We start from the raw sequence: 20,606 nt of genomic DNA, 5'->3' as shown, positions 1-20,606 counted from the left end.
GCCCTGCATGTTCAACGGCGAAACCGTGGGGTTGCGAGTGTTCGTGGAGTGAGGTAGCGGCGGCAGGTAGAGTCCAGCGCCGTGCACCTCAAGGCCCTGACCCTCCGCGGGTTCAAGTCGTTCGCTTCCGCGACCACACTCCGGTTCGAACCCGGGATCACGTGCGTCGTCGGCCCGAACGGCTCGGGCAAGTCCAACGTCGTGGACGCGCTCAGCTGGGTCATGGGCGAGCAGGGCGCCAAGTCGCTGCGCGGCGGCAAGATGGAGGACGTCATCTTCGCCGGCACCACGGGGCGTCCGCCACTGGGCCGCGCCGAGGTGTCCCTGACCATCGACAACTCCGACGGGGCGCTGCCCATCGAGTACGCCGAGGTCACCATCACGCGGATCATGTTCCGCAACGGCGGCAGCGAGTACCAGATCAACGGCGACACCTGCCGTCTGCTGGACATCCAGGAACTGCTCTCCGACTCGGGCATCGGCCGCGAGATGCACGTCATCGTCGGCCAGGGCCAGCTCGACTCCGTGCTGCACGCGGATCCGATGGGCCGCAGGGCCTTCATCGAAGAGGCCGCCGGCGTGCTGAAGCACCGCAAGCGCAAGGAGAAGGCGCTGCGCAAGCTGGACGCGATGCAGGCCAACCTCGCGCGCGTGCAGGACCTCACCGACGAGCTGCGACGCCAGCTGAAGCCGCTCGGCCGCCAGGCGGCGGTCGCGCGTCGGGCCGCCGTCATCCAGGCGGATCTCCGCGATGCCCGCCTGAGGCTGCTCGCCGACGACCTCGTACGACTGCGCGAGGCGCTGAAGGCCGAGATCGCCGACGAGGCGGCCCTGAAGGAGCGCAGGGAAGCCGCCGAGCAGGAGCTGAAGAAGGCGCTGCAGCGGGAGGCCCTGCTGGAGGACGAGGTACGGCAGCTCACACCACGCCTCCAGCGGGCGCAGCAGACCTGGTACGAGCTGTCCCAGCTGGCCGAACGCGTGCGCGGCACCGTCTCGCTGGCGGACGCCCGGGTGAGGAGTGCCACCTCCGCGCCCCCCGAGGAGCGGCGCGGCCGTGATCCCGAGGACATGGAACGCGAGGCCGCCCGCATCCGCGAGCAGGAGGCCGAGCTGGAGGCGGCTCTGGAGGCGGCTCAGCGGGCGCTCGACGACACGGTCGCCCACCGCGCCGAGCTGGAGCGCGAGCTGGCGGTCGAGGAACGCCGGCTGAAGGACGTCGCCCGCGCCATCGCCGACCGGCGCGAAGGGCTGGCCCGCCTCTCCGGGCAGGTCAACGCGGCGCGTTCGCGCGCCGCCTCCGCCCAGGCCGAGATCGACCGGCTGGCCGCCGCCCGTGACGAGGCTCAGGAGCGCGCCGTCCGGGCCCAGGAGGAGTACGAGGCCCTGAAGACCGAGGTCGACGGCCTCGACGCCGGCGATGTGGAGCTGGCCGGCCAGCACGAGGCTGCCAAGCGGCAGCTCGCCGAGGCCGAGTCCGTGCTGAGCGAGGCCCGAGAGGCGGTCACCGCGGCCGAACGCAGACGCGCCGCGACCCAGGCCCGCCACGAGGCGCTGGCGCTGGGCCTCAGGCGCAAGGACGGCACCGGAATACTGCTCGGCGCCCGCGACCGGCTCACCGGAGTCCTCGGCCCGGCGGCGGAGCTGCTCACGGTGACCCCGGGCTACGAGGTCCCGCTGGCCGCCGCCTTCGGCGCGGCAGCGGACGCGATCGCCGTGACGACCCCGGCATCGGCGGCCGAGGCGATCAGACTCCTGCGCAAGCAGGACGGGGGGCGCGCGGCACTGCTGCTGTCACTGGCCCCGGAGCATGCGGATCCCGCGGACGGCACCGGCGCCCCCGCGACGGCGAACGGCGGGACGAACGGACCCGCTGCCGCCGGTGCGACCTCCCTACCGGGCGGCACGAGCACTTCCCCGGGCGCCGCCGGTGGCCTGGGGCCGTCGGGGGTGGCCGACTGCGGCGGCGTGCGTGCTGCCTCGGGTGCTGCCGGAGGTCCGGCGGAGGCGGGTGGCGAAGGAGCCGTGGGCGCGGGGGCGGCCGGGACGGTGGCCGGCCCCGGCGGAGTTCGTCGGGACAACCGTGCCGGCGGAGCGCCCTTCGCCGCCGACCTCGTCCGTGGGCCCGCCGAACTCATGCCTGCCGTACGCCGGCTGCTGCGCGGGATCGTCGTCGTAGGGACCCTCGAAGACGCCGAGGACCTGGTCTATGCCCACCCCGAGCTGACGGCCGTGACCGCCGAGGGCGACCTGCTCGGGGCGCACTTCGCGCACGGCGGGTCGGCCGGGGCGCCCAGTCTGCTGGAGGTGCAGGCCTCCGTGGACGAGGCCGCCGCCGAGCTGGCCGAGTTGGCGGTGGGTTGCGCGGAGCTGTCCGAGGCGCAGCGGGCCGCTGCCGAGCGGCGCGGGGAAACCGCCGCGCTCGTGGAGGAGCTGGGGGAGCGGCGCCGGACCGCCGACCGGGAGAAGTCCGCCGTGGCCCAGCAGCTCGGCCGGCTCGCCGGGCAGGCGCGGGGGGCGGCCGGGGAGGCCGAGCGGTCGGCCGCGGCGGCCGCACGCGCGCAGGAAGCGCTGGAGAAGGCCGTACAGGAGGCCGAGGAACTGGCCGAACGGCTGGCCGTGGCCGAGGAGATGCCGGTCGAGGAGGAGCCGGACACCTCGGTGCGGGACCGGCTCGCCGCCGACGGCGCCAACGCGCGGCAGACCGAGATGGAGGCCCGGCTGCAAGTGCGTACGCACGAGGAGCGGGTCAAGGGGCTCGCCGGTCGCGCCGACTCCCTGGACCGGGCAGCCCGCGCCGAGCGCGAGGCACGCGCGCGTGCCGAACAGCGGCGGGTCCGGCTGCGGCACGAGGCCGCCGTGGCCGAGGCCGTCGCCTCCGGCGCCCGGCAGCTGCTCGCACATGTCGAGGTGTCCCTGGGCCGGGCCGAGCAGGAGCGGGCCGCCGCCGAGGCGGCCAAGGCCCTGCGGGAGCGGGAGCTGGCCGCCGCCCGGAACGCGGGACGCGAACTCAAGGCCGAACTCGACAAGTTGACGGATTCAGTTCACCGGGGCGAGGTACTCGGCGCCGAGAAGCGGCTGCGGATCGAGCAGCTGGAGACCAGGGCGCTGGAGGAGTTGGGTGTCGAACCGGCGGGGCTCGTGTCGGAGTACGGTCCGCACCAGCTCGTGCCGCCCTCGCCCCCCGCCGAGGGCGAGGAGCTGCCCGACGACCCCGAGCACCCGCGCAACCAGCCCAGGCCCTTCGTGCGGGCCGAGCAGGAGAAGCGGCTCAAGGCCGCCGAGCGGGCGTACCAGCAGCTGGGCAAGGTCAACCCGCTGGCGCTGGAGGAGTTCGCGGCGCTGGAGGAGCGGCACCAGTTCCTCAGTGAGCAGCTGGAGGACCTGAAGAAGACCCGTGCCGACCTGCTCCAGGTGGTGAAGGAGGTGGACGAGCGCGTCGAGCAGGTCTTCACCGAGGCCTACCGGGACACGGCCCGGCAGTTCGAGGGTGTCTTCAGCCGCCTCTTCCCCGGCGGCGAGGGCCGCCTGGTGCTGACCGACCCCGACAACATGCTCACCACGGGCGTGGACGTGGAGGCCCGGCCGCCGGGCAAGAAGGTCAAGCGGCTCTCCCTGCTGTCGGGCGGCGAGCGGTCACTGACCGCGGTGGCGCTGCTGGTGTCGATCTTCAAGGCCCGGCCGAGCCCGTTCTACGTCATGGACGAGGTCGAGGCGGCGCTGGACGACACCAACCTCCAGCGGCTGATCCGGATCATGCAGGAGCTGCAGGAGGCCTCGCAGCTGATCGTGATCACGCACCAGAAGCGCACGATGGAGGTCGCCGACGCGCTCTACGGCGTCTCCATGCAGGGCGACGGTGTGTCGAAGGTCATCTCCCAGCGCCTCCGCTAGATCCGCGCAGTCTGCACCCGTCGCCACCTGCGGTTCCCGTTACTTCACTTCTTGAACCCAGCGTGCGCATCGTTCGCTAAAAAGTCACATCACTTGAGCTATTGACTTCGAAACTTGAAGGCATAGTCTCTGCAACGTTGTTTTTACCTTCAGGTTGAAGGGCTCACCCCCCACCCGGCAGCGTCGCCGCGGCCCGAGGAGTTTTTTCGTGACCAGCACAGCGCAGGCACCTCAGTCAGGAACCAGGACGGCTCACCCCGAACATCTCGGGCACGTCATCTTCATCGCGGCGGCGGCCGCCATGGGCGGCTTCCTCTTCGGCTACGACAGCTCCGTGATCAACGGGGCCGTCGAGGCCATCCGCGACCGCTACGACATCGGTTCCGCGGCCCTTGCCCAGGTCATCGCCGTCGCCCTGATCGGCTGTGCCATCGGTGCCGCGACCGCCGGCCGCATAGCCGACCGGATCGGCCGCATCCGCGTCATGCAGATCGCCGCGCTCCTCTTCGTCGTCAGTGCCGTCGGCTCCGCGCTGCCCTTCTCCCTGTGGGACTTCGCCTTCTGGCGCATCGTCGGCGGCTTCGCCATCGGCATGGCCTCCGTCATCGGCCCGGCCTACATCGCCGAGGTCGCCCCGCCCGCCTACCGTGGCCGCCTCGGCTCCTTCCAGCAGGCGGCGATCGTCGTCGGCATCGCCATCTCGCAGCTGGTCAACTGGGGCCTGCTGAACGCCGCCGGCGGCGACCAGCGCGGCAAGCTGATGGGCCTGGAGGCCTGGCAGGTCATGCTCGGTGTGATGGTCGTCCCGGCCGTCCTGTACGGGCTGCTCTCCTTCGCGATCCCCGAGTCCCCGCGCTTCCTGATCTCCGTGGGCAAGGATGACCGCGCCCGCGCGATCCTCGCCGAGGTCGAGGGCAAGGACGTGGACCTGAACGCCCGCGTCGCCGAGATCGAGCATGCGATGAAGAGCGAGCACAAATCCACCTTCAAGGACCTGCTCGGTGGCGGCTTCTTCTTCAAGCCGATCGTCTGGATCGGTATCGGCCTGTCCGTCTTCCAGCAGTTCGTCGGCATCAACGTCGCGTTCTACTACTCATCGACGCTGTGGCAGTCGGTCGGCGTCGACCCGACGGACTCGTTCTTCTACTCCTTCACGACGTCGATCATCAACATCGTCGGCACCGTGATCGCGATGATCTTCGTGGACCGCGTCGGCCGCAGGCCGCTCGCGCTCATCGGCTCGGTCGGCATGGCAGTCGGCCTCGCGCTGGAGGCCTGGGCGTTCTCCTACGACCTCGTCGGCGGCAAGCTGCCCGCCACCCAGGGCTGGGTCGCCCTGGTCGCCGCCCACGTGTTCGTCCTCTTCTTCGCCCTGTCCTGGGGTGTGGTCGTCTGGGTCTTCCTCGGTGAGATGTTCCCGAACAGGATCCGCGCCGCCGCCCTGGGCGTGGCCGCCGCCGCGCAGTGGATCGCCAACTGGGCCATCACCGCGAGCTTCCCGTCGCTGGCCGACTGGAACCTGTCCGGCACTTACGTGATCTACACGGTCTTCGCCGCGCTCTCCATCCCGTTCGTCCTGAAGTTCGTCAAGGAGACGAAGGGCAAGGCGCTGGAGGAGATGGGCTGAACAGCCCCGTGAACTCGGGGAGAAGGGCCAAGTCCCCGCTGCCCCTCTCCTCGTACCGTCCGCCGCCCCCGGCCCGGCCACTGCCCGGACCGGGGGCGGCGGTGTCGTACGCGCCGGTCCGTGGGTGGATGTGGTCGAACGGGAGCGAACGGCGAGTTCGACGTGCCTTGAGGGGTGCAACGACTCGGCCGGGTGCGGGTCCTGGCGCTGGAGGGCGTGGGGACCGGACGTGGTGCGCCCGTCCCGGCCGGCGGATATCGCCGCGGGTCAGCCGCCCAGTGCCGGAAGCACCCGCTCCGCGAACAGCCGCAGGCTCCGCCATCCCTCCGCCACCGGCATCCCACCCGCCAGCGGATGCAGGACGAGACTGTCCGCACCGAGCGCCACGCACTGCTCCGGAGTGAGGATCCGGTACACGCCCTCGGCGCGCAGCTCCGCCACCGTCGTGGCCGCCGACTTCACGGCCGAGCGGATCTGCCCCGACTGCCAGGAGGCGTACGTCCGGGCCTCGTGCAGGAAGTGCTCGCCGTACTGGGACCATGCCCGGTCCGGGTCCTCGGCGAGGTGCAGCAACGGGGTCTCGGCGGCGGGCATCATGGTCCAGCCCTCGGTGCCGTACTCCGTGAGCCGCTCCTTGTAGTACGCCTCCAGCTCCGGCAGATGAGCGCTGGGGAAGAACGGCAGGCCGAGCCGGGCGGCCCGGCGGGCGGCGGCCTTCGAGGAGCCGCCGACCAGCAGCAGCGGGTGCGGGTCCGTGTACGGGCGCGGGGTGAGCCGTACCCTACGGCCCCGGTACTCGAACTCCTCGCCCGTCCACGCCTTCAACAGGGTCTCCAGCAGTTCGTCCTGGAGCCGGCCCCTCCGCTTCCAGTCCACGTCGAACAGGGCGTATTCCTCGGGCCGATAGCCGATCCCGGCCACCGTCACCAGCCGCCCGCCGCTGAGCAGATCCAGCACCGCGATCTCCTCCGCCAGCCGCAGCGGATCGTGCAGCGGGCCGATCGCCGCCGACACCGTCACGGCGATGGTCCGGGTCGCCCCGAACACCGCGCCCGCGAAGGCCAACGGCGACGGCAGCCAGTTGTTGTCGGCGCCGTGGTGCTCCTCGGTCTGCACGGCGGTGATCCCGCACTCGTCCGCGTACGCGGCCATCTCCAGGGCCCCCCGGTAGCGGGCGGCGAGGGACGCGGGGGTGGCCCCGGGTTCGACGAGATTGAAACGTACGACCGTGACGGGCATGGGAAGGCCCCCTCCGGTGCGATGCGGTGGAGGGGGACGGTAGCTGACGAGGCGTCAGATTTCCATGGGCGGTGCCCATCGCGTGGCTGAGTGCGCCTGCCTCTGCCTCCGGGCGAGCGCGGCCGTGCCCGAGCGCGGCCGGTCCGGCCGAGGGCCGTCAGACGCCGGCGGTCGCCGGCTCCCCGGGGGGCTCGGCGGTCAGCTCCGACGTCACCACCGCCGGCTTCGGCAGGACCAGGTACAGCAGACCGGAGATCACGGTCGTGGCGACCCAGCCGAGGCCGTACGCGCCGATGACGTTGTTCTTCGCCGGCGGGCCGGTGAACCAGTCCGAGGTGGTGAACATCAGGCCCGCCACCGGGCCGGTCGCTCAGGAGGCCACCGCGGCGGGGGAGAAGCCGCCCCGGTACCGGTAGGCGCTGGTGCGGGTGGTGTCTGTCATGGCCCGGCCGTCGTACTCGGTGCGGCCCAGCATGTCCGCGCCGAAAACGCCGACCCAGGCGGAGAAGGCCACCGCCGGCAGGGAGAGGAAGGTGATGAAGGAGCCCCTGAAACTCGTCGCCACCAGCATCAGCACCCCGCCGAAGACCAGCGGGATCACGGCGTTGACCGAGACCGCCCAGTGTCGCGGCACCTTGAAGCCGAGGGTCTGCGCGGTGAAGCCCGCCGAGTACATGGACATCGAGTTGATCAGCAGCATGCCGATCAGGGCGATCAGCAGGTACGGCACCGCGATCCACGTCGGCAGGATCTCACCGAGGAAGGACACGGTGTCGGAGGCCGAGGCAAGGTCGGGCGTGGAGACCGCCATCACCGCACCCATGAGGACCATGGGCAGGACGACGATCCCGGCGCCGCCCACCGCCGTGCCCACGATCGCCTTCGACGACGCCGTGCGCGGCAGATAGCGGGTGAAGTCCGGCGCCGAAGGGATCCAGCTGACGCCGCCCGCCGCGATCATGCCGATGCCGGTGATCACCGCGGCCGTGGAACCGGCACCGTGGTCGGTCACCTTCGGCCAGCCGGTGTTCACGGCGAGGTACGCCGGCACCAGGACCGAGAAGGCGCCGAAGAAGTAGGTCGCGTACCTGTTGCACTTCTGGACCGCGTTGATGCCCAGCCCGGAGATCGCGAAGGTGGCGGCGACGAAGACCAGCAGCGTCACCGGGTCCAGCACGCCGTCCGCCTTGATGCCGCCGACGATGTCCAGGACGGTGAGCATCGCGTAGGCGCCGGTCACCGCGTTGATCGACTCCCAGCCCCAGCGGGCGACCCAGATCGGCGAACCGGGCAGCAGATTGCCGCGCTGCCCGAACACCGCGCGCGACAGTGCCATGCCGGGCGCGCCGCCCCGCTTGCCCGCGATGCCGATCAGCCCGACCAGACCGTACGACACGATCGGCGCGGCGACCGCGACGACAAGCGCCTGCCAGATGTTCAGGTGGTACGCCACCACCAGGCTCGCGCCCATGGTGAGCAGCAGCACGCTGACGTCGGCGCCGACCCAGGCCGGGAACAGCTGCCGGGTTCTCCCGGTGCGCCCGTGATCGGGTACCTGCTCGATGCCACGGGTTTCGAGAGCGCCGTCGGTCCCGGCTGACTTGCTCTTGAAGACAATGCCCAGGGGGTGGGGGACGGGACGTCGGGACTCTACGCGCGTCGACAAAGCCGGTATCATCGTATTTTAATCTGATTCATTCCCCAAAGGGGCCTTTGTTCCTCGGGGGAAGCCACAAGCGGGGTCCCGCCGGAACCCATGGCTGATACTGGACGGGTTATGGAAACCGTCATCCTTGCTGTAGTCATCGCCGTGGTCGTGCTCGGCGCGCTCGGCGGGCTCATCGTCGGCAGCCGGCGCAAGAAGCAGCTGCCCCCACCGCCGCCCGCCGCCCCCGACATCACCGCGCCCCCGGCCGAGCCGCACGTCGGCGACGAGGCCGAGACGCCGCACGACGAACCGCGCCGGACGATCGAGGAGGTGGATCTCCCGGGCGGCCCTGCGCCGGTCGTCGTGGAGGAGCCCCCGGTCGGCCCCGGCCTCGAAGCTCCCGAGATCGAGATCCCGGAGCCCACCGCCGGGCGGCTGGTCCGCCTGCGCGCCCGCCTGTCCCGCTCGCAGAACGCCCTGGGCAAGGGCCTGCTCACACTGCTGTCCCGGGAGCACCTCGACGAGGACACCTGGGAGGAGATCGAGGACACGCTGCTCACCGCCGACGTCGGTGTGCAGCCCACCCAGGAACTGGTCGAGCGGCTGCGCGAGCGCGTGAAGGTGCTCGGCACGCGCACCCCGGAGGAGCTGCGCGGCCTGCTGCGCGACGAACTGCTCAAGCTGGTCGGCACCGATGTCGATCGCACGGTGAAGACCGAGCCCGAGGACCGCAAGCCCGGCATCGTGATGGTCGTCGGCGTCAACGGCACCGGCAAGACCACCACCACCGGCAAGCTCGCCCGGGTGCTCGTGGCCGACGGCCGCACCGTCGTCCTCGGTGCCGCCGACACCTTCCGTGCCGCCGCCGCCGACCAGCTCCAGACCTGGGGCGAGCGCGTCGGCGCCTATACCGTGCGCGGTCCGGAGGCCGGTGATCCCGCCTCCGTCGCCTTCGACGCGGTCAAGGAGGGCAAGGAGATGGGGGTCGACGTCGTCCTCATCGACACCGCCGGCCGCCTCCACACCAAGACCGGCCTCATGGACGAGCTGGGCAAGGTCAAACGGGTCGTGGAGAAGCACGCGCCGCTGGACGAGGTGCTGCTCGTCCTCGACGCCACCACCGGTCAGAACGGCCTGGTGCAGGCCCGCGTGTTCGCCGAGGTCGTGGACATCACCGGCATCGTGCTGACCAAGCTGGACGGCACGGCCAAGGGCGGCATCGTGGTCGCGGTCCAGCGGGACCTGGGCGTGCCGGTCAAGCTGATCGGTCTCGGCGAGGGCGCGGACGACCTGGCGCCGTTCGAGCCGGAGGCGTTCGTGGACGCTCTTATCGGTGACTGAGCACCCGCCGGGTCACTTCACCTACTTCACGGAAGCGCCCGCCCCCACGCTCGGGGACGGGCGCTTCGCCCTGTACGGCGCCTCAGGGGGTGCTCAGGCCCGCGACCGGTGCGCCACATACGCCAGCGTGCCCAGCAGCAGCCGGGCCGCCGGCGGCCGGGTCGCCGAGTCCAGGGCCGGCGGGCGCAGCCAGCGCACCGGGCCGAGACCGCCACGGTCGGAGGGCGGGGCGGTGATGTACGTACCCGGGCCGAGGCCGCGCAGGTCCAGGGCGGTCGGGTCGTCCCAGCCCATGCGGTAGAGCAGCTGGGGGAGTTCGGCGGCGGCGCCGGGAGCGACGAAGAAGTGGGCGCGGCCGTCCGGGGTCGCGGTGACCGGGCCGAGCGGGAGTCCCATGCGTTCGAGGCGGACCAGGGCGCGGCGCCCGGCGGGCTCGGCGACCTCGATGACGTCGAACGCACGGCCTACGGGCAGCATCACGGAGGCGCCCGGGAACTCGGCCCAGGCCTTGGCCGCTTCGTCCAGTGTGGCCCCGGCCGGCACCTGGGGTGCGAAGTCCAGCGGGTGCGCGCCCGGCTCCGGGCAGTCCGCGCGCCCGCAGGAGCAGGCACCCGCCGCGGCCCGTGCGCCCGGCACCACGTCCCAGGCCCACAGCCCGGTGAACTCGGCGACGGCGGTGCACTCCGACGAGCGGCCGCGCCGACGCGTACCGGAGCGGATCTCGCGAATGCCGCCGATCGTGAAGCCCATGCCCCCTCCAACGGGTCCAGCGCGCCGGTGGTTACGACACGGAGTGAGACGGAAACGGAACGTGACACTACGGCTCCGACTTCCCTCACGCCCGCGAGGACAAAGCGGCGCTTTGCAGCACTGCGGGTGGCGCACCGGGGCCCGCGCGCCCCCGGGTGCATCACTCCGCCCACTTCTGGCCGTCCTATGTCAAGTGAATCGTCTGGAGGCCACCGTGAGTTCATTCGAAGGGGTGGCGAATGGTGGCGTTTCAGGGATCGCCATGGCTGGACCGGTGATCGTCGGATTACTGTGAGTGTGCGAGGCCTGAAGGCACATGCACCCGTGGGTATGCCGGAGGCAAGTCGTCATCTCGTTCGAAGGGTGAGAACCGGCGGACGGGAGGCCGTATTTACCGGCATTCTGATAGGGCTTGGCGCATTCGGTGACAAGTGGTCTCAGGGATGGGGGCGTTCCAGTGGGCGGCAACGGCGGTGGCGGGACGAACGCTGACAAGCGCCCCAACGAGCTGCTCGGCTCGTGGTTCGTGCGCAGCGGCTGGTCCAAGGGCGAGCTGGCGCGCCAGGTGAACCGCAGGGCACGCCAGTTGGGTGCCAACCACATCTCCACCGACACCTCGCGGGTGCGCCGCTGGCTGGACGGGGAGAACCCGCGCGAGCCGATCCCGCGGATCCTCTCCGAGCTGTTCTCCGAGCGCTTCGGTTGTGTCGTCTCCATCGAGGACCTCGGCCTGCGGGCCGCTCGCCAGTCACCCTCCGCGACCGGTGTCGACCTTCCCTGGACGGGCCCGCAGACGGTGGCCCTGCTCAGCGAGTTCTCCCGCAGCGATCTGATGCTGGCGCGGCGCGGCTTCCTCGGGACCTCGCTGGCCCTGTCCGCGGGCCCGTCCCTGATCGAGCCCATGCAGCGCTGGCTGGTGCCGACCCCGTCCTCGCCGGTCCCGCCCGAGCCCGAGCCGCTCCTCGAGTCCCGCAGGCCCGGCCGGCTCTCCAAGCCCGAACTCGACCTGCTGGAGTCCACCACCCGGATGTTCCGGCAGTGGGACGCCCAGTGCGGCGGTGGCCTGCGCCGCAAGGCGGTGGTGGGCCAGCTTCACGAGGTCACCGACCTCCTTCAGGAACCCCAGCCCGGGGCCACCACCCGCAAGCTCTTCAAGGTGGCCGCCGAACTCGCCGAACTCGCGGGCTGGATGTCGTACGACGTCGGGCTGCAGCCCACCGCGCAGAAGTACTTCGTCCTCGCCCTGCACGCCGCCAAGGAGGCCGGGGACAAACCGCTCGGGTCCTACATCCTCTCCAGCATGAGCCGCCAGATGATCCACCTCGGCCGGCCCGACGACGCCCTGGAGCTGATCCACCTCGCGCAGTACGGCAGCCGCGACTGCGCGAGCCCGCGCACCCAGTCCATGCTGTATGCGATGGAGGCCCGCGCCTACGCCAACATGGGCCAGCCCGGCAAGTGCAAGCGGGCGGTCCGGATGGCCGAGGACACCTTCTCCGAGGCCGACGAGTGGGACGAGCCGGACCCCGACTGGATCCGCTTCTTCTCCGAGGCCGAGCTGTACGGGGAGAACTCCCACTCCTTCCGCGACCTCGCCTACGTCGCCGGCCGCAGCCCCACTTACGCGTCGCTGGCCGAGCCGCTGATGCAGCGGGCGGTGGAGCTGTTCGCCAAGGACGGCGAACACCAGCGGTCGTACGCGCTGAACCTGATCGGCATGGCCACCGTGCACCTGCTCCGGCGCGAGCCCGAGCGCAGCTCGGAGTACGCCTCGCAGGCCATGGGGGTCGCCAGGAAGGTCCGCTCCGAGCGTGTGAACACTCGTATTCGAAAGACGGTCGACACGGCCGTGCGCGACTTCGGCGATCTCACCGCCGTGGTCGACCTCACCGACCAGCTCGCCGTGGACCTGCCCGAGACCGCGGAGGCGGTCTGACCCGCGCAGAACACGCATGCCCCGGCCGCGGCCGGTCCTCCCGAACTGCCCGACTCGGCTCCCCCATGCCAGGTCATCGAGAGGCCCGCCGCGGCCGGTTTCTTCCTTCCGAGGAAGGTTGCGCCACGATAACGATCCCGCGGCCGAACATCTCGCACTTCATCGACGCGTAACACACAGGGCGTCTTCGTCACCCCGGCGAAACAGCGAGGGGCTTCCACCGAAACCGCGCTGCGCCACTCTCATGGCGCATAACCGGCCCACCCCTCACTGACCGGACCGCTCAGGCACCGCCCGCACGGGGCCGTACAACCGACGAGGAGACGCCGATGGCACCAGCCATCACGCTTGCCGCGGAGGCACCCAAGCTGTCATCCGCGAACACAGGCTTCATGCTCATCTGTTCCGCCCTGGTGCTGATCATGACACCGGGCCTGGCCTTCTTCTACGGAGGCATGGTCCGCGTCAAGAGCACCCTCAACATGCTGATGATGAGCTTCATCAGCATGGGCATCGTCACCATCCTGTGGGTGCTCTACGGCTTCTCCCTCGCCTTCGGCACGAACAACAGCCTCATCGGCTGGAACTCCGACTGGTTCGGGCTCAGCAACATCGGGTTGACGCAGCTCTGGGACGGCTACAACATCCCGATCTTCGTCTTCATGGTCTTCCAGATGATGTTCGCCATCATCACACCGGCCCTGATAAGCGGCGCCCTCGCGGACCGCGTCAAGTTCTCGGCGTGGTCGCTCTTCATCGCGCTGTGGGCCACGATCGTCTACGTCCCGGTCGCCCACTGGGTCTGGGGCGCAGACGGCTGGGCCTACAAGCTCGGTGTGATCGACTTCGCCGGTGGTACGGCGGTCCACATCAACGCCGGTGCCGGCGCCCTCGGCGTGATCCTGGTCATCGGCAAGCGCGTCGGCTTCAAGAGGGATCCGATGCGCCCGCACAGCCTCCCGCTGGTCATGCTCGGCGCAGGTCTGCTGTGGTTCGGCTGGTTCGGCTTCAACGCCGGCTCGTGGCTCGGCAACGACGACGGCGTCGGCGCGCTGATGTTCGTCAACACGCAGGTCGCCACCGCTGCCGCCATGCTGGCCTGGCTCGCCTACGAGAAGATCCGGCACGGCGCGTTCACCACGCTGGGCGCCGCCTCCGGGGCGGTCGCCGGACTGGTCGCGATCACCCCGTCCGGTGGCGCGGTCTCCCCGCTCGGCGCGATCGCCGTCGGTGCCATCGCCGGTGTCGCCTGCGCCGCGGCCGTCGGCCTGAAGTTCAGGTTCGGCTACGACGACTCGCTCGACGTCGTCGGCGTCCACATGGTCGGCGGAATCATCGGCTCCCTGCTCATCGGCTTCTTCGCCACCGGCAAGGGCCAGTCCACCGCGACGGGCGTCCTGTACGGCGACCACACCTTCACGCAGCTGTGGAAGCAGTGCGCCGGTGTCTTCGCGGTCCTCGCCTACTCCCTGATCGCCTCCGCGATCCTCGCCTTCCTGCTCGACAAGACCATCGGAATGCGGGTCTCCGAGGACGAGGAGATCTCCGGCATCGACCAGGCAGAGCACGCCGAGACCGCATACGACTTCAGCGGCGCGGGCGGCGGTGTCCTGGGCTCCGTCGCGGCCGGGCCGGCCCTGGCCGCCACGCAGACCAAGAAGGTGGACGCATGAAGCTCATCACCGCCGTCGTCAAGCCCCACCGGCTGGACGAGATCAAGGAGGCCCTTCAGGCCTTCGGCGTTCACGGGCTGACGGTCACCGAGGCGAGCGGTTACGGTCGTCAACGGGGCCACACCGAGGTCTACCGCGGTGCCGAGTACACCGTCGACCTGGTCCCCAAGATCCGCATCGAGGTGCTGGCCGAGGACGACGACGCCGAGGAGCTCGTCGAGGTGATCGTCAAGGCGGCCCGCACCGGCAAGATCGGTGACGGCAAGGTCTGGTCCCTGCCGGTCGAGACGGCCGTACGCGTCCGCACTGGCGAGCGCGGCCCGGACGCGCTCTGACACGACAAAGGAACGGGAGTCGCTGGGTGACGGGTACGGATGTGCGGAAAGAAGCGGATGACTCGGGACCCAGCGGCTACGCGGCGGCCCGGCTGCGCCTCCTCACCGAGGGGGCGCGGTCCGGGCCGCCGCGCCGCGCCGCCCTCGCCGAACTGACCGACGACTGGCTCGCCGGACTGTTCACCGCGGCGGCCAGGGGACTCACGGGCGTCTCGCTCGTCGCCGTCGGCGGCTACGGCCGCGGCGAGCTGTCCCCGCGCAGCGACCTGGACCTCCTGCTGCTTCACGACGGGAGCGACCCCGGCGCGGTGGCCGCCCTGGCCGACCGCCTGTGGTACCCCGTGTGGGACCTGGGCCTCGCCCTCGACCACTCCGTCCGCACCCCGGCGGAGGCCCGCAAGACGGCCGGAGAGGATCTGAAAGTCCAACTCGGCCTGCTGGACGCCCGTCACCTCACCGGCGACCTCGGCCTCACCGCCGGCCTGCGCACCGCCGTCCTTGCCGACTGGCGCAACCAGGCGCCCAAGCGCCTCCCCCAACTCCAGGAACTCTGCGCCGACCGCGCCGAACGCCAGGGCGAGCTGCAGTACCTCCTGGAACCCGACCTCAAGGAGGCCCGCGGCGGCCTCAGGGACGCCACCGCCCTGCGCGCCGTGGCCGCCTCCTGGCTGGCCGACGCCCCGCGCGAAGGCCTCGCGGACGCCCGCCGGCGCCTGCTCGACGTCAGGGACGCCCTCCATCTGGCCACCGGCCGGGCCACCGACCGGCTGGCGCTGCAGGAGCAGGACCAGGTGGCGGCCGAGCTGGGCCTGCTGGACGCCGACACCCTGCTGCGGCAGGTGTACGAAGCCGCGCGCGTGATCTCGTACGCCAGTGACGTCACCTGGCGCGAGGTGGGGCGCGTGCTGCGCTCGCGGGCCGTCCGCCCGCGCCTGCGCGCCATGCTGGGCGGCGGCAAGCCGGCCGCCGAGCGCTCCCCGCTGGCCGAGGGCGTGGTGGAGCAGGACGGCGAGGTGGTGCTCGCCCGTGCAGCGCGCCCCGAACGCGACCCCGCGCTTCCCTTGCGCGCCGCGGCCGCCGCCGCGCAGGCCGGACTCCCGCTCTCCCTGCACGCCGTACGGCGCATGGCCGCCATCGCACGCCCGCTGCCCACCCCCTGGCCCGCCGAGGCACGCGAACAACTGGTGACCCTGCTCGGCTCCGGCCGCCCGACGATCGACGTCTGGGAGGCCCTGGAGGCGGAAGGCCTGATCAGCCGGCTCCTGCCCGACTGGGAGCGGGTCCGCTGCCGCCCGCAGCGCAACGCCGTCCACATCTGGACCGTGGACCGGCACCTGATCGAGACGGCGGTCCGCGCCTCCGAGCTGACCCGCCGGGTCAGCCGCCCGGACCTGCTCCTCGTCTCCGCCCTGCTGCACGACATCGGCAAGGGCTGGCCCGGCGACCACTCCGTCGCCGGCGAGATCATCGCCAGGGACGTCGCCGCGCGCATCGGCTTCGACCGCACGGACGTGGCGGTGCTGTCGACGCTGGTACGGCACCATCTGCTGCTGATCGAGACGGCCACCCGGCGCGACCTGGAGGACCCGGCGACGGTCCGCTCGGTAGCCGAGGCCGTCGGCACGCAGAGCACCCTGGAACTCCTGCACGCCCTCACCGAGGCGGACGCCCTCGCCACCGGCCCCGCCGCCTGGTCGTCCTGGCGCGGCTCCCTCGTCGCCGACCTGGTGCGGCGCGTCTGTGCCGTCCTCGCCGGCAACGACCTCGACGAACCCGAGCCCGCCGCTCCCACGGCCGAGCAGGAGCGTCTCGCCATCGAGGCCTTCCGCACCGGCAGCCCGGTCCTCGCCCTGCGCGCGCAGACGGAACCGGTCGCGGAGGAGGAGCCCTCCGGCGAGCCCGAGCCGCTCGGCGTGGAGCTGGTCATCGCCGTACCGGACCAGCCCGCCGTGCTGCCCGCGGTCGCCGGCGTCCTCGCCGTGCACCGCCTGACCGTCCGCACGGCCGAGCTACGGACCCTGCGCCTGCCCGACGACGTCGACGACGGCTCGGTCCTGCTGCTGAACTGGCGGGTCGCCGCCGAGTACGGCTCCCTGCCCCAGGCCGCCCGGCTGCGCGCGGACCTGGTCCGCGCCCTGGACGGCACGCTCGACATCCCCGGCCGCCTCGCCGTGCGGGACGCGGCCTATCCGCGCCGCCGCGGCTGGGCGGCCCCGCCCCCGCGCGTGACGGTGGCCCCGGCGGCCTCCCACCACGCCACGGTGATCGAGGTGCGGACGCAGGACGCTCCCGGACTGCTGTTCCGCATCGGAATGGCCCTGGAGAAGGCCGGGGTACGGGTGCGCAGCATGCACGTCAGCACCCTCGGTGCCAACGCCGTCGACGCCTTCTACGTCACCACCGGCACGGGCGCGCCCCTGCCCGGAGAGGACGCGGCGTCGCTGGCGCGGGTACTCGAGGAGACCCTGCGGGGATGACCCTGCCCCGGTGAGTTCACCGCCGGGATACCCTGGAGGGCGATTCCCAGAAGCCATCCCCGACCCCGAGGACCGCGAGCGCCGTGTTCGACACTCTCTCCGATCGCCTGTCAGCGACTTTCAAGAACCTGCGCGGCAAGGGACGGCTCTCCGAGGCGGACGTCGACGCCACCGCACGTGAGATCCGCATCGCGCTCCTCGAAGCGGACGTGGCGCTGCCCGTCGTCCGCTCCTTCGTCAAGAACCTGAAGGAGCGCGCGCTCGGCGCCGAGGTCTCCAAGGCGCTGAACCCGGCCCAGCAGGTCCTGAAGATCGTCAACGAGGAACTGGTCACCATCCTCGGTGGCGAGACCCGGCGCCTGCGCTTCGCCAAGCAGCCCCCCACCGTGATCATGCTCGCGGGTCTGCAGGGTGCCGGTAAGACCACCCTCGCGGGCAAGCTCGGCAAGTGGCTGAAGGACCAGGGCCACTCGCCGCTGCTGGTCGCCGCCGACCTCCAGCGCCCGAACGCCGTCAACCAGCTGAGCGTCGTCGCCGAGCGCGCCGGTGTCGCCGTCTACGCCCCGGAGCCGGGCAACGGCGTGGGCGACCCGGTCAAGGTCGCCAAGGACTCCATCGACTTCGCGAAGTCCAAGGTCCACGACATCGTGATCGTGGACACCGCCGGCCGCCTCGGCATCGACCAGGAGATGATGCAGCAGGCCGCGGACATCCGTGACGCGGTCTCCCCGGACGAGATCCTGTTCGTCGTCGACGCGATGATCGGTCAGGACGCCGTCAACACCGCCGAGGCCTTCCGTGACGGCGTCGGCTTCGACGGTGTGGTCCTCTCCAAGCTCGACGGTGACGCCCGCGGTGGTGCGGCCCTCTCGATCCGCCAGATCACCGGCAAGCCGATCATGTTCGCGTCGAACGGCGAGAAGCTCGACGACTTCGACGCGTTCCACCCTGACCGGATGGCCTCCCGCATCCTCGACATGGGTGACCTGCTCACCCTGATCGAGCAGGCGGAGAAGACGTTCAGCCAGGAAGAGGCCCAGAAGATGGCCTCGAAGCTGGCGTCCAAGAAGGGCCAGGACTTCACCCTGGACGACTTCCTGGCCCAGATGGAGCAGGTCAGGAAGATGGGCTCCATCTCCAAGCTGCTCGGCATGCTCCCGGGCATGGGCCAGATCAAGGACCAGATCAACAACCTGGACGAGCGGGACGTCGACCGCACCGCCGCGATCATCAAGTCGATGACCCCGGGTGAGCGCCAGGACCCGACGATCATCAACGGCTCCCGCCGCGCCCGTATCGCCAAGGGTTCCGGCGTCGATGTCAGCGCGGTCAAGAACCTGGTCGAGCGGTTCTTCGAAGCCCGCAAGATGATGTCCCGCATGGCCCAGGGCGGCGGCATGCCCGGCATGCCGGGGATCCCGGGCATGGGCGGCGGCCCCGGCCGGACCAAGAAGCAGCCGAAGAAGGCCAAGGGCAAGCAGCGCTCCGGCAACCCGATGAAGCGCAAGCAGCAGGAGCTGGAGGAGGCCCAGCGCCGCGAGGCGGCCGCTCAGGGCGGAGGCGCCTTCGGGCTGCCGCAGCAGGGCGGTCAGGACTTCGAGCTGCCGGACGAGTTCAAGAAGTTCATGGGCTGACACGTCCCGCACACCGAGCGTCACCGAGGGCGCCCCCCCCGTTCGAGGGGGGCGCCCTCAGCGCATGCCGTGATCTTTCATGTGCCGTAGCGTCCAGGTATGAGCAATGCCGCGCCACCACGCAAGGCCCCTGACCAGCCGTGGCGCGCCGAGGGCACCCCGGACGAGTCGGCGCGGCCGACCGGGCGCCAGAGGCTGCGCGGCGGCAAATGGTGGGGCCTGCTCGTCACCGCGGTGATCGTCTTCCTGCTGGCCTACATCGGCCTGAACTACCTCGGCCAGGGAAACGAGCCCACGATCTCGTACACGGAGTTCAGCAGGGAGGTCGGTGACGGCAACGTCGCCAAGATCTACTCCAAGGGTGACGCGATCCAGGGCCAGCTCAAGAGCCCCCGCGCCGATCCCGAGGGCGGTGGCACGTACACCAAGTTCAAGACCCAGCGCCCGGCCTTCGCGGACGACAAGCTGTGGCAGAACCTGAGCAGCCACGGCGTCACGGTGACCGCACGGCCGGTGGTGCAGCAGCGCAGCTTCCTGTCCAACCTGCTGATCTCCCTCGTCCCGATCGTGCTCCTGGTCGCGGTATGGGTCTTCGTCGCGCGCCGGATCGGCGCCGGCCTGGGTGGCGCGGGCGGCATGTTCGGCCGCAAGGCGCCGCCCAAGCCGGTCGGGCTGCCGAGTGCCGGGCGCACGACCTTCGCGGACGTGGCCGGAATCGACGAGGTCAAGGGCGAACTGGACGACGTCGTCGACTTCCTGGAACACCCCGACGCCTACCGCAGGATGGGCGCCAAGCTGCCCCGCGGTGTGCTTCTCGCGGGGCAGCCCGGCACCGGCAAGACCCTGCTGGCCCGAGCGGTCGCCGGTGAGGCCGGTGTGCCGTTCTTCTCCGCCTCGGCGTCCGAGTTCATCGAGATGATCGTCGGCGTCGGCGCGTCCCGCGTCCGCGAACTGTTCGCCGAGGCCCGCAAGGTGGCGCCGTCGATCATCTTCATCGACGAGATCGACACCATCGGACGGGCCCGCGGCGGCGGCGCCTCGGTGAGCGGTCACGACGAGCGCGAGCAGACGCTGAACCAGATCCTCACGGAGATGGACGGCTTCTCGGGCTCGGAGGGCGTGATCGTCATCGCCGCGACGAACCGCGCGGACGTCCTGGACCCGGCGCTGACCCGGCCCGGCCGCTTCGACCGGGTGGTCAACGTGGCCCCGCCGGACCGCGGTGGCCGCGAGGCGATCCTGCGGATCCACACCCGGGAGATCCCGCTCGCGCCCGACGTGGACCTGCCCCGGATGGCACGCGTGACCCCGGGCATGACGGGTGCGGATCTGGCCAATCTCGCCAACGAGGCCGCTCTGCTGGCGGTCAAGCGCAAACAGCAGCAGGTGACCGCCGCCGACCTGTCCGAGGCGCTGGAGAAGGTCCAGCTGGGCGCCGAACGCACCCTCGTGATGCCCGAGGAGGACCGCCGCCGCACCGCGTACCACGAGAGCGGCCACGCCCTCCTCGGCATGCTGCAGCCCGGCGCCGACCCCGTCCGCAAGATCACCATCGTGCCGCGCGGCCGGGCGCTCGGGGTGACCATGTCCACGCCCGAGGTGGAGCGGTACGCGCACTCGGAGGAGTACCTGCGCGGCCGCATCATCGGCGCCCTGGGCGGGATGGCGGCGGAAGACGTCGTCTACGGAGTCGTCACCACAGGCGCGGAGAACGACCTCGAACAGGTCACCAACATCGCACGCGGGATGGTGGCCCGCTGGGGCATGAGCGAACGCGTCGGCCGCCTGTCGGCCCTCCCGAGCGACGCCCAGCAGGCGTACGGCCTCGCGGCCGCCCCGCACACCCTCGACGTGATCGACCACGAGATGCGCCGGATCGTCGACGAGTGCTACGAGGAGGCCTGCCGCAAACTCCGCGACCACCGCGGCCGCCTCGACGCGCTGGCCCAGGCGCTCCTGGACAACGAGACGCTGGAGGAGGCGGAGGCATACCGGATCGCCGGGATCACCCGCCTGAGCAAGGAGGCCGACGGAACCTGAGCCCGGCCGTCGCGC

11 protein-coding genes and 1 pseudogene are annotated in these 20,606 nt (G+C 71.2%); 9 read left to right on the top strand and 3 right to left on the bottom strand.

Annotation, left to right across the window (positions count from 1 at the left end; genetic code table 11):
* Positions 1 to 81 precede the first annotated feature (81 nt).
* Complete coding sequence (locus ACFZDC_RS20870) at positions 82 to 3,891, top strand: AAA family ATPase (protein WP_391325821.1); 3,810 nt, start codon at positions 82 to 84, stop codon at positions 3,889 to 3,891.
* 208 nt (positions 3,892 to 4,099) lie between these two features.
* Positions 4,100 to 5,518 carry a sugar porter family MFS transporter gene (locus ACFZDC_RS20865; protein WP_391325819.1) on the top strand — a complete coding sequence of 473 codons (1,419 nt, stop codon included), beginning with the start codon at positions 4,100 to 4,102 and terminating at the stop codon, positions 5,516 to 5,518.
* Positions 5,519 to 5,785: 267 nt separating this feature from the next.
* On the opposite strand, the gene ACFZDC_RS20860 is transcribed toward ACFZDC_RS20865, so the two are convergent.
* Together ACFZDC_RS20860 and ACFZDC_RS20855 are read right to left on the bottom strand one after the other, a co-directional pair.
* Complete coding sequence (locus ACFZDC_RS20860; protein ID WP_391325817.1) at positions 5,786 to 6,757, bottom strand: LLM class flavin-dependent oxidoreductase; 972 nt, start codon at positions 6,755 to 6,757, stop codon at positions 5,786 to 5,788.
* Positions 6,758 to 6,914: 157 nt separating this feature from the next.
* Positions 6,915 to 8,435, bottom strand: a pseudogene (locus tag ACFZDC_RS20855) (cytosine permease).
* A 99-nt stretch (positions 8,436 to 8,534) separates the two neighbouring features.
* Between ACFZDC_RS20855 and ftsY the strand changes: the two are divergent.
* Positions 8,535 to 9,746 (top strand): signal recognition particle-docking protein FtsY, encoded by a 1,212-nt coding sequence (gene ftsY, locus ACFZDC_RS20850; protein ID WP_391325815.1) that lies wholly within the window; start codon positions 8,535 to 8,537, stop codon positions 9,744 to 9,746.
* A gap of 93 nt (positions 9,747 to 9,839) precedes the next feature.
* Here ftsY and ACFZDC_RS20845 read toward each other — a convergent pair whose 3' ends face one another.
* Positions 9,840 to 10,496, bottom strand: coding sequence for a bifunctional DNA primase/polymerase (locus tag ACFZDC_RS20845; RefSeq protein WP_391325812.1), 657 nt, complete (start codon positions 10,494 to 10,496; stop codon positions 9,840 to 9,842).
* A 457-nt stretch (positions 10,497 to 10,953) separates the two neighbouring features.
* Here ACFZDC_RS20845 and ACFZDC_RS20840 point away from each other — a divergent pair, with 457 nt between their 5' ends.
* From ACFZDC_RS20840 to ftsH, 6 genes are all read left to right on the top strand, one after another.
* Positions 10,954 to 12,432, top strand: a complete 1,479-nt coding sequence (locus ACFZDC_RS20840) for a hypothetical protein (protein WP_391325810.1) — start codon at positions 10,954 to 10,956, stop codon at positions 12,430 to 12,432.
* Positions 12,433 to 12,761: 329 nt separating this feature from the next.
* A complete protein-coding gene (locus ACFZDC_RS20835) occupies positions 12,762 to 14,105 on the top strand; it encodes an ammonium transporter (protein ID WP_391325808.1) in 1,344 nt (447 codons plus the stop codon).
* Complete coding sequence (locus ACFZDC_RS20830; protein ID WP_391325806.1) at positions 14,102 to 14,440, top strand: P-II family nitrogen regulator; 339 nt, start codon at positions 14,102 to 14,104, stop codon at positions 14,438 to 14,440. Before ACFZDC_RS20835 ends, ACFZDC_RS20830 begins: the two co-directional genes overlap by 4 nt.
* A 26-nt stretch (positions 14,441 to 14,466) precedes the next feature.
* Positions 14,467 to 16,917, top strand: a complete 2,451-nt coding sequence (locus ACFZDC_RS20825) for a [protein-PII] uridylyltransferase (RefSeq protein WP_391325804.1) — start codon at positions 14,467 to 14,469, stop codon at positions 16,915 to 16,917.
* A gap of 83 nt (positions 16,918 to 17,000) precedes the next feature.
* On the top strand, positions 17,001 to 18,551 hold the full coding sequence (gene ffh / locus ACFZDC_RS20820) for a signal recognition particle protein (protein WP_391325802.1): 1,551 nt from the start codon (positions 17,001 to 17,003) through the stop codon (positions 18,549 to 18,551).
* Between the two features lie 99 nt (positions 18,552 to 18,650).
* Positions 18,651 to 20,591, top strand: a complete 1,941-nt coding sequence (gene ftsH, locus ACFZDC_RS20815; protein WP_391325801.1) for an ATP-dependent zinc metalloprotease FtsH — start codon at positions 18,651 to 18,653, stop codon at positions 20,589 to 20,591.
* Positions 20,592 to 20,606: the final 15 nt, after the last annotated feature.

Source organism: Streptomyces sp. NPDC007905 (assembly GCF_042959345.1).
GTDB lineage: Bacteria > Actinomycetota > Actinomycetes > Streptomycetales > Streptomycetaceae > Streptomyces.
This window is presented reverse-complemented; position numbering and strand designations above follow the sequence as displayed.

What these genes read in the sequence shown, in the direction of transcription:
- ACFZDC_RS20845 (WP_391325812.1), bottom strand. Translation starts at nt 10,496, where the DNA reads ATGGGCTTCACGATCGGCGGCATTCGCGAGATCCGCTCCGGTACGCGT.
- ftsY (WP_391325815.1), top strand. Translation starts at nt 8,535, where the DNA reads ATGGAAACCGTCATCCTTGCTGTAGTCATCGCCGTGGTCGTGCTCGGC.
- ACFZDC_RS20835 (WP_391325808.1), top strand. Translation starts at nt 12,762, where the DNA reads ATGGCACCAGCCATCACGCTTGCCGCGGAGGCACCCAAGCTGTCATCC.
- ftsH (WP_391325801.1), top strand. Translation starts at nt 18,651, where the DNA reads ATGAGCAATGCCGCGCCACCACGCAAGGCCCCTGACCAGCCGTGGCGC.
- ACFZDC_RS20830 (WP_391325806.1), top strand. Translation starts at nt 14,102, where the DNA reads ATGAAGCTCATCACCGCCGTCGTCAAGCCCCACCGGCTGGACGAGATC.
- ACFZDC_RS20860 (WP_391325817.1), bottom strand. Translation starts at nt 6,757, where the DNA reads ATGCCCGTCACGGTCGTACGTTTCAATCTCGTCGAACCCGGGGCCACC.